Raw genomic sequence first — 12,009 nt, 5'->3', positions numbered from 1 at the left:
ACTCCAAATCCGATCAGAACAGGGTGCTGGCGGTCATCGCGAGGTGCTCGACGATCGGCCCGAGCGCGAGCGCCGGGAAGAAAGTGAGACCGCCGATGATCAGGATCACGCCGATGACGAGACCGACAAACAGTCCGCCGGTGGTCGGCAAGGTGCCGGCCGAAGCCGGGATCGACTTCTTCGCGGCCAATGATCCGGCCAGCGCCATGGCTGGCACGATCATGAAGAAGCGGCCGACGAACATCGAACTCGCCAGTGTGAGGTTGTAAAAGAAGGTGTTGCCGGTGAGCCCGCCGAAGGCCGAGCCGTTATTGCCGGTGGCCGAGGTGAAAGCGTAGAGCACCTCGGTGAAGCCATGCGGCCCGGCATTGGCCATGGAGGCCACGGCCGAGGGCAACACCACCGCCACCGCGGTCCAACCAAGATACATCAGCGGCAGGACGAGAATGGCGAGCATCGCCATCTTCACTTCACGCGCCTCGATCTTCTTGCCGACATATTCCGGTGTGCGGCCGACCATCAGACCGGCGACGAAGATTGCCAGCACGACGAACAGCAGCATGCCGTAGAGACCGGCACCAACACCGCCGACGATAATCTCGCCGAGCTGCATATTGATCAGCGGGATCATGCCGCCAATCGCTGTAAACGAGTCATGCATCGCATTGACCGCACCGCAGGATGCCGCCGTGGTGATGACCGCGAACAGGCTGGAGGCGACAATGCCAAAGCGCAGTTCCTTGCCTTCCATATTACCGCCGGTGAGGCCGAGTGCATTCAGGCCTGTGGTGCCCGAGGCTTCGGCGCCATAGGTGATGGCAACGCCGACAATGAACAGCACGCCCATCACGGCCAGAATCGCCCAGCCTTGCCTTGGGTTGCCGACCATGCGGCCGAACACATTGGTCATCGCCGCACCTAGCGCGAAGATCGAGATCATCTGGATGAAGTTCGACAGCGCCGTCGGGTTCTCGAACGGATGCGCCGCATTGGCGTTGAAGAAGCCGCCGCCATTGGTGCCGAGCATCTTGATGGCAACCTGCGACGCAACGGGGCCAACCGCGATGGTCTGCTTCGCACCTTCAAGCGTGGTCGCATCGACATAGGCGCCGAGCGTCTGCGGCATGCCCTGCCAGACCAGGAACAGCGTGTAGACGATGCAGATCGGCAGCAGCACATAGAGCGTGCAACGGGTAATATCGACCCAGAAATTACCGATGGTGCGCATCGACGACCGTGCGAAGCCGCGGATCAGTGCCACGGCCAATGCGATGCCGGCCGCCGCCGACAGGAAGTTATGTACCGTCAGACCCAGCATCTGGGTCAGATACGACATGGTGCTTTCGCCGCCGTAGTTCTGCCAGTTGGTGTTGGTGATGAAGGAGATCGCGGTGTTGAAGGAGAGATCTTCGGCGACCGCGGACTGCCCGGCAGGATTGAACGGCAGCACGGCCTGCAGCCGCATGATCGCGTAGAGACCGAGGAAGCCGACCACATGAAACAGCAGCATGGCAACCGTATAGGTCAGCCAGTGCTGCTCACGTTTCTCGTCGACGCCACCGATCCAGTACAGACCGGCTTCGACCGGCCGCAGAATCGGAGAGAGGAACGTACGCTCGCCGTTGAAGACTGATGTCATGTAGCCGCCGAGCGGCTTCACCAGCGCGAGAACCACCGCGCAGTACAGAGCAATTTGAATCCAGCCAATCATTGTCATGTCAGTTGACCTTTTGAGGTGCGCGCGCTCAGAACCGCTCGGGTCGCAGCAGCGCGTAAGTGAGGTAGATCAGCAATGCCGCGGACACGAAGCCGGCGAGCGTGTAATCGAAAATCATGATGCGCTCCTCACAGCCGCTCGCAAGCATAGGCGTAGCCCAGGGTGAGAATGAAAAAGCCGAGCCCGAGGGCCAGCATGACGATGTCCAGCATGGAATGCTCCTGATGCAATGACTGCGGCGGCACGGAGCAAACGGCTCGCGCGCCCGATGCACGATCAGGTGCCATTCAGGACGTAGATTTTCGAGATGAGGCCAGCAGCGAACTTATAGGAATCTCATAAAGACGTGGCGGAGCGCGTGCGCGTGCGCCGCTAATCCTCGGGCGCTTATGCAGCCTTTATATCTTCGTGCCCGAAGCTGCCTCGTATTCAAATGACGGATTACGGATATTGCATGATGCGGTCTTCCGAAGATCGCGCTGTTCATGGAGACCCGTCATGTCGTTCATCTCGATTCAGCGAACGCCCCTTTCCGAAGCGCCATCCGAAACGGCTCCGCTTGACGCTACGAGTTTCACCGCGATCTGCCTCACCACCTGCAAGCGCCTGCCGGCAATGCGTCGCACAGCGGAGGCCCAGCGCCTCGACCGCCTGGTCGCTGTCGGCGCCTGGACCGATGCCGCGCTTGCCCTGATCGTGATCGAACTGCCGCGGTGGCAACTGCGTCGGCTCGCTTATGACGAAGGTGAATGGCATTGCGCTCTCTCGAACCAGCGTGACCTTCCTGACTGGTTGGACAGCGCCGTCGAGACGCATCACCCAGACATGGCGATGGCGATCCTGGATGCATTTCGCGCTGTTGTTAGCCGCGGAGGCACGCCGCATCTGACGCAAACGCCCGTGCGCGCGATCCAACCCACCGATTCCGAGCCGATGCTGTGTGAGAATTACTATTGAGCGAAGAGGGTCGGTGCGAAATGCTGTAGCTCGACCGCCGCGAACAGCCTTCCAAGAGTGAGGCTTTCGGCTATGCTCGGCACAAATTCGTGCCATGACAAGCCAGAGCAAAACGTGACATCAGACAAACCGGCCTTCGTTGCGGTCGATTGGGGCACCAGCAGCTTTCGAGGCTGGTTGATGGCCGCCGATGGCAGCGTGCTTGCGGAGACGCGCGGGCCTGAAGGCATGCTGCATTGCGCGACTGCAGGCTTCGCTCCGGTGCTCGCCGATCATCTTGCCAAACTTGGCGGAATGCAGAACCTGCCTGTGTTGATCTGTGGTATGGCCGGCGCACGACAGGGCTGGATCGAAGCGCCCTATCTGCACACACCGACACGCCTCGACGCCTTGCACGACGGTGCGCAGCGTGTCGACACGCAAGGCGACGTGCGTATCCTACCCGGCATCGCGCAAGCCGACGCCGCGGCACCCGACGTCATGCGCGGCGAAGAGACGCAACTGCTCGGCGTGACCGAGCCCGGCTTCACCGGTCTGGTCTGCATTCCCGGCACCCACAGCAAATGGGTATGGATCGAGTCCGGCAGCGTGGTGTCATTCACGACCTATATGACCGGCGAGCTCTTTTCGGTCATTACTCAACACAGCATCCTGAAACACGCTGTGGATCACGACGCGCCGTCGCCCGCCGCGAATGACGCGTTCCGCGACGCCCTGCAACGCGCGCTCGATGCGCCGACGGGCCTCACCGCCTTGCTCTTCAGCCTGCGCGCGGCGCAACTGCTCGGCTTCCAGCAACAGGCCGACGGCGCGGCACGCCTGTCGGGCCTCCTGATCGGCACCGAAATCGCCGATGCCGGATCGCGCTATGGCGCGCGGCATCCGGTGCGCCTGATCGGCGCCGGCGCGCTCAAGGATCTCTATGCGTCGGCGCTTGCGGCTGCCGGCTTCGAGGTCGCCATCGTCGATGCCGAACGCGCGTCGCAACACGGCCTGACCAAGGCCGCAATCCATCTGTGGGGAGCTCAGTTCACATGAACCAGCCAATCCGTTGGCCCACCGTGAAGCGTCCGCTCGTCGCCATTCTGCGCGGCGTGCAGCCCGACGAGGTGGAGAGCATCGTCGAGACGTTGATCGACACCGGCTTCGAGATGATCGAAGTGCCGCTGAACTCGCCCGATCCGTTCGATTCCATCGCACGGATCTGCAAACGATTTGGCAACGACACCCTGATCGGCGCCGGCACTGTCCTCACCGCGAATGACTGCGCCCGCGTCGCCGATGTCGGCGGGCGTCTGATGGTGAGCCCGAATGTCGATGTCGATGTGCTGGCAATGGCGGCGAGCCGCGGCATGGTCACGATGCCCGGCGTGTTCTCGCCGACCGAAGCTTTCCTCGCGCTCCGCGCCGGTGCGTCCGCCCTGAAATTCTTTCCGGCGTCGATCCTCGGCCCGTCCGGTATCGCCGCCATTCGCGCGGTTCTGCCCAGGGATGTCGTGATCGGGGCTGTTGGTGGTGTTTCCGATCGGAATTTCGCGGACTATGTCGCCGCCGGCATACAGGCCTTCGGCCTTGGCAGCAGCCTGTACCGGCCTGGAATGAGCGCTATCGAGGTGAAGGCGACCGCGCAGGCGTCTGTCGTGGCCTATGATCAGGCGATGGCCCGCTAGAAGCAGAGTGAAGTGTCTGTTTGCGGTTGTTGCGCGCTTCGCGGCGGCGGCAAGGCAGAAACACCTCCGCGCCCGCACGCATCGACCGCGCAACCCCAAACTGTCAAATTCATTGAATTGCTCTGAATATCAGAGACTTAGGAGCACCGTGGTGCCCAGGAAAGGACTCGAACCTTCACGGCCGTTAAGCCACTGGCACCTGAAGCCAGCGCGTCTACCAATTCCGCCACCTGGGCACGTGCGAGGCACGTGGCGCGGTTAGTAGGGGGCCGTTACGCGCTTGTCAAATTGCTTCGTTCAATTCCAAATCCGCTGTACAGGCCCCGCGCGTTGGCGTATCGCGAATTGGTCTAAATTCCCCCGTTTTGCCCTTGCATGACTGACTCAAGGAACTGATCCATGGCTGCCCCCATCGACACCCTCGTTACGGTTTTCGGCGGATCCGGCTTCGTGGGACGCCATGTGGTCCGCGCGCTGGCCAAGCGCGAATACCGGATCAGGGTCGCCGTGCGTCGGCCGGAACTGGCCGGCCATCTGCAACCGCTTGGCCGTGTCGGACAGATCAATATCGTTCAGGCCAATTTGCGCCACCCCGCCTCGATCAAGGCCGCGATGCGCGACGCCAGCATCGTCGTCAATCTGGTGGGTATCCTGACCGAAAGCGGCGCGCAGACCTTTGATGCCGTGCAGGCGCGAGGCGCCGGCGCGGTGGCGCAGGCTGCCGCCGAGATCGGCGCGCGGATGGTGCAGTTTTCAGCGATCGGCGCCGATGCCGATTCCGAATCGGCCTATGCCCGCGCCAAGGCGGCCGGCGAGCAGGCCGTGCTGGCGGCTGTGCCTTCCGCGACCATCCTGCGCCCGTCGATCGTGTTCGGCCCCGAGGATCAGTTCACCAATCGATTTGCCAATCTCGCCCGGATGGCCCCGGTGATGCCGGTGTTCGGCGCCACGACCAAAATGCAGCCGGTCTATGTGGGCGATGTCGCCCAGGCTGCGGCCGATGCCGTCGACGGCAAGACCAAGCCAGGCGCCACCTATGAACTTGGCGGCCCGGAAGTGCTAACGATGAGTGAAATCATCGACATCATCCTCGCGACCATCGAGCGCAAGCGCATGACGCTGCCGGTGCCGGCGGCCATCGCCAAGCTGCAGTCCTATTTCCTGCAGTTCGCCCCGGGCGACTTCAAACTGACGCCGGATCAGGTCGCCATGCTTGGTGTCGACAATGTGGTGTCGGAAGCCGCCAAGGCGGCCGGTCTAACGCTGGATGGCTTGGGTATTGCCGCTGATTCACTGGAAGCGATTGCGCCACAATATCTCTGGCGCTTCCGCGCCACCGGTCAGTTCGCACATAACGGCATAAACTGACGATATCGTCCCCGCCTGGCACGCCGAAGGCGTGCGCGGCGGGGATGACAGCAGAGTGTTTGGCAAAATTCAGTAGCCCAGCGCCAGCGCGATCAGGCCGAGCGTACCGACGATCACGCGCCACCATGCGAACAACGCGAAGCCGTGGCGGGTCACGTAGCCGAGAAAGCTTTTCACCACGATGATCGCGGTGATGAACGACACCACGAAACCGATGGCGATGATCACGCCGTGATCGACCGAGAGATCGGCCCGGCTCTTGTAGAGATCGTAGACGAAGGCACCGACCATGGTCGGGATCGCCAGGAAGAACGAGAACTCCGCCGCTGCGCGCTTTTCAGCACCGAGCAGCATAGCGCCGACGATGGTCGCGCCGGAGCGCGACACGCCGGGAATCATCGCCACGCACTGCGCCAGACCGATCTTCAGATACATCGGCAATGGAAACGTCGTGGCATCGTGATGTACCGGCTCAAGATCGAGCTGATCGACCCAAAGCAGGATCGCGCCGCCGACGATCAGCGAAAAGCACACGACCCACGGATTGAACAGATAGCTTTTGACATAGCCGCCCGCAGCCGCGCCGATGATCGCGGCAGGCAGGAACGCGATCAGCACGCCGATCACGAAACGGCGCGCAGCAGCGTCGCCTTTGAACAGGTTCAGCGCGATATGCCACAACTTGCCGAAGTAAAGTGCAAGGATCGCCAGAATGGCGCCGAGCTGGATCAGCACGGCGAAGCTTTTCCAGAAATTGTCCTCGCCCAGATCGAAGAAGCGTTCCGCGAGCAGCAGATGCCCCGTTGAGGAAACCGGCAGGAACTCGGTGACACCCTCGACAATGCCGAGAATCACCGCCCTTATCGCATCAGACATCATCCGCTTATCTGTCCTTCGTCAGTGTGGGCCTGAAAAAGCCGGGTTCTTCTCGCCTATTCCCTTCATTGCTGCAATCGCAAATACCATCACATTCGCGGGTTGCCTCAGAGCCAAGCTTCGCTAGTTTGGCGCGCGCCGCGTGACACTTTTACCACCGACGCAACCGAGACGCTTTCTTAACGACCGCATAACTATCAAGGCCGGCATGTACACGCTTTACCATCACTCGTTCTGTCCGCATTCCCGCTTCATTCGTCTCGTACTCGGCGAATACGGACTCGATCTCACACTGGTGGACGAGCGGCCGTGGGATCGGCGCGAGGCATTTCTGGCGCTCAATCCTGCGGGAACTACGCCGGTGCTGCTCACCGACGGTTTCCCGCCGATTCCAGGCGCCGGAATCATCGCCGAATATATCGACGAGACCCATGGACCGGAGATGGGCGATCGCCGCCTGCTGCCTGTTGCGATGGCGGAACGCATCGAAGTGCGCCGGCTGATGGCCTGGTTCAACGAGAAATTCTTCGAGGAGGCGTCGGGTCCGCTGGTCACCGAACGCATCTACAAGCGCTTCATGAGCGAAGAGGTCGGCGGCGGCGCCCCGGCGATGGATGTGATTCGCGCAGCCACCGCAAATGTGCGCTATCATCTGGCCTATATCGGCTGGCTGGCGCGGACACGCAATTTTCTGGCCGGTGATCGACTGACTTATGCGGATCTGGTCGCGGCAGCTCATCTGTCGGCGATTGACTATCTGGGCGATGTGCCATGGAGCGAGGACGACGCAGCGAAGGCGTGGTACGCGCGGGTGAAATCCCGTCCGTCGTTCCGACCGCTGCTGAGCGAATGGCTGGCGGGCGTGCCGGCATCGCGGACCTATGTGGATCTCGATTTCTGAGCCCATCTGCTGACGATGCAATCGCCACTCTTCCCGCCGATCTCAAGGATACGCTGACGCGCGAGGCGAAGGCGCTTGGCTTCGATTCAATCGGGATCACCGATCCAGATGCCATCGCCGGCGTTCGCGAGCGGCTGCAGGAATTTCTCAACGCCGGCGCCCATGGTGATATGGAGTGGCTTGCCGACAATCCCGACCGCCGCGCCGACCCCAAGGTGATGTGGCAGGACGTTCGCTCCGTCATCATGCTCGGCGTCAATTACGGACCCGACGAGAATCCGCTCGAGATCCTCAAGCAACGCTCGCACGCCGCGATCTCGGTCTATGCCCGCGGCGACGACTATCATGATCTCATCAAGAAACGCCTGAAGCTGCTGGCGCGATGGCTGATCGCGCAGGCCGGCGGCGATGTGAAAGTGTTCGTCGATACGGCCGCCGTGATGGAGAAACCGCTCGCCGGCGCCGCAGGATTGGGCTGGCAGGGTAAGCATACCAATCTCGTCTCGCGCGAATTCGGCTCGTGGCTGTTTCTCGGCGCGATCTTCACCACGCTCGAACTGCCGCGCGATGCGCGCACCATCGATCACTGCGGCTCGTGCCAGGCCTGTCTCGACAGTTGCCCGACATCGGCCTTTCCGGCGCCTTACAAACTCGATGCGCGGCGCTGCATTTCCTATCTCACCATCGAGAACAAGGGCCCGATCCCGCGCGAATTCCGCAAGCCCATGGGCAATCGCATCTATGGCTGCGACGATTGCCTCGCCGCCTGCCCATGGAACAAATTCGCTCAGGAGGGCCGCGAGATCAAACTCGCCGCACGCGATGAGTTGCGCGCGCCGTCGCTGGCCGAACTTGCAAGGCTCGATGATCCGTCTTTCCGCACATTCTTCACGAAGTCACCCGTGAAGCGCATTGGCCGTAACCGCTTCATTCGCAATGTGCTGATCGCCATCGGCAATTCGAACGACCTATCACTGGTAAGCGATGCGCAGCAGCTGCTGGGCGATGAAAGTCCTGTGGTGCGCGGGGCAGCGATATGGGCGCTGTCGCAACTGATGCCTGCGGATGCGTTTGCTGCATTGGCTGTGCAGTTCACCGAAGCCGAACAGGACGAGAGCGTCGGTAGCGAGTGGCGACTGGCGCTCAGTTCGTCAGGTGTCGCGCCATCTCCGGTCGCGCTTTGAGCGCACCGTTCTGCTTGCCGACGATCTTGGCGATGCGTTCCGGCGCGAAATGCAGATCGACGAAGGCCGGTGCCGTATTGGCCACTTCGTGATAGCTCACGATCTTGCCGTCACGCAGCGTCATGATCGCAACGCCCTCGAACATCGCGCGGCCGCCATTGGCTTCCGGGAGTTTCGAGCGATAACTGAACGTGTAGCGCGCATAGAGCGTGGTGCCGTCGCTGACGGGCGTGTGCATGTCCCAACGAAAATCTTCCGCGGTCCGATAGAACCAGTCATCGACCATGTCGGCGATTTTGGCACGGCCTTCGAATGCGCCGTAGAAGACGTCGTGATAGACGCCGTCTTCAGTGAACAGTGCAGCGAAGCTCTGGCCGTCACGCTGTTCAACGGCATCGCAAAATGCGCGCAAGAGTGCCGTAGCGTCCATCCGAATTCCTCCCGCTGATTGATCGCTCTTTTCAGGCGAGCCTATTCAACGGTACGGGTGATGCAATCAAAACTCCGCCACAGCCGACAATAGTCGCGCAATGTCCTGCGGGCGTGACAGCCGATGGTCGCCGTCCTGGATCATGGTCAACACGACATCTTCGCTCGGCAGCCGTTCGGCCAGCCGGAAAGCGTGCTGCCAGGGCACGTCGGGGTCCTGCCTGCCTTGCAAAATCCGCACGGGGCAACCGACATCGATCGCGCTGCCGAGCAGCAGGTGATTGCGCCCCTCTTCGATCAACCGCCGCGTGATCGGATAGGGCTCGCCATATTCCGACGGGCGCAGCCATTGACCGGTGGTCTCGATCTCCGCGCGGATTTCCGGCGAGAAGCCTTTCCACATCAGCTCTTCGGTGAAGTCCGGCGCCGGCGCGATCAGCACCAGACCCTTCAGCGTCGCGCGCCCCACTTTGCCGCGTCGGGCCAGCGCGCGCGCCAGCAGGAGTGCCATCCAGCCGCCCATCGACGAGCCAATCACCACCTGCGGCCCCTGACAGGCCGCATCGAACGCCGCGAGGCCATCCTCCAGCCATTGGCCGATGGTCCCATCGACGAAATCGCCGCCGGATTCGCCATGGCCGGAATAATCGAAACGTACACAGGCCCGGCCATGGTCGGCGGCCCAGGCATCGAGCGCCACCGCCTTGCCACCCTGCATGTCGGATTTGAAGCCGCTCATCCAGAACAGGCCCGGAGCAGCGCCATCGCGGACCCGGATGGCGATCTGGCGGCGGCTACTGCCTGTACCTGCTGTGATGAAAGTGGGGTCGATCGATACCGTTGTGCTCATCAAACCATCCTTGTTCGACCCTGAAATGCCGATTGCTGTTTGATTGAGCAGGTCGGGATCGTCAACGTCGATCCTTCAACGTCCATATCATCCCAGGGAACGTCCGCCTCGATACCGCGTTGCGCTCCTGTCAACCACGGCTTGCAGAACGGGCCGGGGAACTCTATTTGAGCAAGGTCAGCGGTGTACGGCGCCTATGGCCTTTCGCGTGACGAAATTGCCTCGTATTTGACTGATTGGCGCTGCGTTGCGTGAGTTTGCTTGCTCCAAACGCCTTATTCCTTCACACTGCGGCCTTCCTAAACAACATTGGAGAGTTACCCATTCGCCGTCCCAACAGAGCCCCGCCCGCCGCAACCAAAGACGGGCCGCGCACCAACGATGAAATTCGCAATCTGCAGATCCAGCTGATTGATCAGACCGGCCTCAACCACGGCACCGTGGAAACCATTGCTGCGATCAAGATGGCGATGGAAGCCGGTATGGATCTGGTCGAGATTTCGCCGAATGTGAGCCCCCCCGTCTGTAAGATCATGGACTACGGGAAGTTCAAGTATTCGGCGCAGAAGAAGGCCGCCGAGGCCCGCAAGAAGCAGAAGATCGTCGAAATCAAGGAGATCAAGCTCCGCCCGATGATCGATGATCATGACTACGACGTGAAAATGCGCGCGATGCAGCGCTTCTTCGAAGAAGGCGACAAGGTCAAAATCACCTTGCGCTATCGTGGCCGCGAAATGGCGCACCAGGAAATCGGTACCAAGCTGCTCGACAAGGTCAAAGCAGACGTCGCCGAATACGCCAAGGTGGAGCAGGACGCGCGCTTCGAAGGTCGTCAGGTGGTGATGGTGCTCGCACCGCGCTGATCGTAGCGGCGACTGACCTTAACGAGGTTGGCAATCAGAATTTCGGCCCGTCAGATTTCTGGCGGGCCTTTTTCTTTGGGAGAGTATTCGGAGATCGTTCGGAGCTGGGCGGCTCAGCCCGAAATGAGGGCGAGTGCACCGGCCAGCGCGAGAGCCGCGGCGAGGCCAGCGGCTGCGAACATCCAGCGGGTGGCGGTCTGAGCAGCAGCATCTTGCTGGATGGCAGCCGCCCTTGCGGCGGCACGTGCATTCCGGGCCATTGTCGTCGTCCCTCTGTTTCTCTGGTCCGGATCACATAGGCATCCGGGGCGCGTCGGACCAGTCTGAAGCCATGCGCTAAACAGAGTGTTGATCGTTGCCATCGGAGCATTCCTCTGCCATAAGCGCAACCTTCGTCGCCCGGCTGATTAAGGGCTGCCGTGTCGACGACTGTGCTGACTTTCCGCAAACGGCGGTTAGTTGAGCATTTTCAACGCTCTAACGAGCATTTTAGCCGACGCAACGCCTTTCGAGGCGCTTTCTGCGTGGCCATAGGAGAGCCAAATGCCCAAGCTGAAGACCAAGTCGGGCGCTAAAAAGCGCTTTAAAGTCACCGGAACGGGTAAGGTTATGGCCGCCCATGCCGGTAAACGCCACGGTATGATCAAGCGGACGAAGAAGCAGATTCGTCAGCTCCGCGGCACCCGCGTGCTGTTCAAGACCGACGGCGACAACATCAAGCAGTACTTTCTGCCAAACGCCTGATCGCCCTTACGCCGCTTCATTGCGGCGGATATCACCCCTTTTGTTATTTCAGATGAAGGAGATCAGTCATGGCTCGCGTAAAACGCGGTGTGACGGCTCACGCCAAGCATAAGAAAGTCTACAAGGCCGCCAAGGGTTTCCGCGGTCGCCGCAAGAACACCATTCGCGCAGCAAAGGCCGCCGTCGACAAGGCCGGCCAATATGCGTTCCGCGATCGCAAGCGCAAGAAGCGTACGTTCCGCGCGCTCTGGATCCAGCGTCTCAACGCTGCCGTCCGTCCGCTCGGCATGACCTACAGCGTGTTTATCAACGGTCTCGCCAAGTCCGGCGTGACGGTCGACCGCAAGGTGCTCTCGGATCTCGCGATCAACGAGCCGGCGGCGTTCAACGCGATTGCTGAGAAGGCCAAAGCTGCACTCGCAGCCTAAGCCAGCAAAGGCCGCACTGGCG

The 12,009-nt window shown here is 61.3% G+C and carries 15 protein-coding genes and 1 tRNA gene; 9 read left to right on the top strand and 7 right to left on the bottom strand.

Translation table 11 applies throughout. From position 1 onward, the window contains the following. Nucleotides 1-13: 13 nt before the first annotated feature. Together kdpA and HP556_RS28375 are read right to left on the bottom strand one after the other, a co-directional pair. Nucleotides 14-1,717 (bottom strand): potassium-transporting ATPase subunit KdpA, encoded by a 1,704-nt coding sequence (kdpA, locus tag HP556_RS28380; protein ID WP_175369386.1) that lies wholly within the window; start codon nucleotides 1,715-1,717, stop codon nucleotides 14-16. A gap of 28 nt (nucleotides 1,718-1,745) precedes the next feature. Beyond that, complete coding sequence (locus tag HP556_RS28375) at nucleotides 1,746-1,835, bottom strand: K(+)-transporting ATPase subunit F (protein ID WP_081421711.1); 90 nt, start codon at nucleotides 1,833-1,835, stop codon at nucleotides 1,746-1,748. A gap of 380 nt (nucleotides 1,836-2,215) precedes the next feature. Between HP556_RS28375 and HP556_RS28370 the strand changes: the two genes are divergently transcribed. From HP556_RS28370 to HP556_RS28360, 3 genes are all read left to right on the top strand, one after another. Continuing rightward, nucleotides 2,216-2,674, top strand: a complete 459-nt coding sequence (locus HP556_RS28370; RefSeq protein ID WP_175369385.1) for a hypothetical protein — start codon at nucleotides 2,216-2,218, stop codon at nucleotides 2,672-2,674. Nucleotides 2,675-2,788: 114 nt separating this feature from the next. Continuing rightward, nucleotides 2,789-3,712, top strand: a complete 924-nt coding sequence (locus HP556_RS28365; RefSeq protein WP_420878724.1) for a 2-dehydro-3-deoxygalactonokinase — start codon at nucleotides 2,789-2,791, stop codon at nucleotides 3,710-3,712. After that, the gene (locus HP556_RS28360; protein ID WP_175369383.1) at nucleotides 3,709-4,344 is read left to right on the top strand and encodes a 2-dehydro-3-deoxy-6-phosphogalactonate aldolase; all 636 of its coding nucleotides are present in this window, start codon (nucleotides 3,709-3,711) and stop codon (nucleotides 4,342-4,344) included. The genes HP556_RS28365 and HP556_RS28360 overlap by 4 nt, the downstream gene beginning before the upstream one ends. 149 nt (nucleotides 4,345-4,493) lie before the next feature. On the opposite strand, the gene HP556_RS28355 is transcribed toward HP556_RS28360, so the two are convergent. Then, nucleotides 4,494-4,580, bottom strand: a tRNA-Leu gene (locus tag HP556_RS28355). Nucleotides 4,581-4,743: 163 nt separating this feature from the next. Here HP556_RS28355 and HP556_RS28350 point away from each other — a divergent pair. Next, the gene (locus tag HP556_RS28350; RefSeq protein ID WP_175369382.1) at nucleotides 4,744-5,712 is read left to right on the top strand and encodes a complex I NDUFA9 subunit family protein; all 969 of its coding nucleotides are present in this window, start codon (nucleotides 4,744-4,746) and stop codon (nucleotides 5,710-5,712) included. Between the two features lie 69 nt (nucleotides 5,713-5,781). Here HP556_RS28350 and HP556_RS28345 read toward each other — a convergent pair whose 3' ends face one another. Beyond that, entirely contained in the window at nucleotides 5,782-6,591 is an 810-nt protein-coding gene (locus HP556_RS28345) for an undecaprenyl-diphosphate phosphatase (RefSeq protein ID WP_170849629.1), read from the bottom strand. Between the two features lie 205 nt (nucleotides 6,592-6,796). Here HP556_RS28345 and HP556_RS28340 point away from each other — a divergent pair, with 205 nt between their 5' ends. Together HP556_RS28340 and queG are read left to right on the top strand one after the other, a co-directional pair. Next, the gene (locus tag HP556_RS28340; protein ID WP_068730287.1) at nucleotides 6,797-7,489 is read left to right on the top strand and encodes a glutathione S-transferase family protein; all 693 of its coding nucleotides are present in this window, start codon (nucleotides 6,797-6,799) and stop codon (nucleotides 7,487-7,489) included. Continuing rightward, nucleotides 7,438-8,673, top strand: a complete 1,236-nt coding sequence (queG, locus tag HP556_RS28335) for a tRNA epoxyqueuosine(34) reductase QueG (protein WP_175369381.1) — start codon at nucleotides 7,438-7,440, stop codon at nucleotides 8,671-8,673. The genes HP556_RS28340 and queG overlap by 52 nt, the downstream gene beginning before the upstream one ends. On the opposite strand, the gene HP556_RS28330 is transcribed toward queG, so the two are convergent. Further along, nucleotides 8,633-9,103: a nuclear transport factor 2 family protein gene (locus HP556_RS28330; protein WP_175369380.1), complete on the bottom strand. Its 471-nt coding sequence runs from the start codon at nucleotides 9,101-9,103 to the stop codon at nucleotides 8,633-8,635. The genes queG and HP556_RS28330 overlap by 41 nt on opposite strands. A gap of 66 nt (nucleotides 9,104-9,169) precedes the next feature. After that, entirely contained in the window at nucleotides 9,170-9,952 is a 783-nt protein-coding gene (locus HP556_RS28325) for an alpha/beta hydrolase (protein WP_175369379.1), read from the bottom strand. A 323-nt stretch (nucleotides 9,953-10,275) separates the two neighbouring features. Between HP556_RS28325 and infC the strand changes: the two genes are divergently transcribed. Next, a complete protein-coding gene (gene infC / locus HP556_RS28320; protein WP_086936983.1) occupies nucleotides 10,276-10,815 on the top strand; it encodes a translation initiation factor IF-3 in 540 nt (179 codons plus the stop codon). A gap of 113 nt (nucleotides 10,816-10,928) precedes the next feature. Here infC and HP556_RS28315 read toward each other — a convergent pair whose 3' ends face one another. Then, entirely contained in the window at nucleotides 10,929-11,075 is a 147-nt protein-coding gene (locus HP556_RS28315; protein ID WP_175369378.1) for a hypothetical protein, read from the bottom strand. 283 nt (nucleotides 11,076-11,358) lie between these two features. Between HP556_RS28315 and rpmI the strand changes: the two genes are divergently transcribed. Both rpmI and rplT read left to right on the top strand, forming a co-directional pair. Continuing rightward, nucleotides 11,359-11,559 carry a 50S ribosomal protein L35 gene (gene rpmI / locus HP556_RS28310; RefSeq protein ID WP_068730283.1) on the top strand — a complete coding sequence of 67 codons (201 nt, stop codon included), beginning with the start codon at nucleotides 11,359-11,361 and terminating at the stop codon, nucleotides 11,557-11,559. Between the two features lie 68 nt (nucleotides 11,560-11,627). Continuing rightward, nucleotides 11,628-11,987 carry a 50S ribosomal protein L20 gene (gene rplT, locus HP556_RS28305; RefSeq protein WP_068730282.1) on the top strand — a complete coding sequence of 120 codons (360 nt, stop codon included), beginning with the start codon at nucleotides 11,628-11,630 and terminating at the stop codon, nucleotides 11,985-11,987. Nucleotides 11,988-12,009 lie beyond the last annotated feature (22 nt).

Source organism: Tardiphaga robiniae (assembly GCF_013359755.1).
In the GTDB taxonomy this organism is placed as follows: Bacteria; Pseudomonadota; Alphaproteobacteria; order Rhizobiales; family Xanthobacteraceae; genus Tardiphaga; species Tardiphaga robiniae.
The sequence above is the reverse complement of the archived record's forward strand: the minus strand, read 5'-3'. Positions and strand labels throughout refer to the sequence as shown.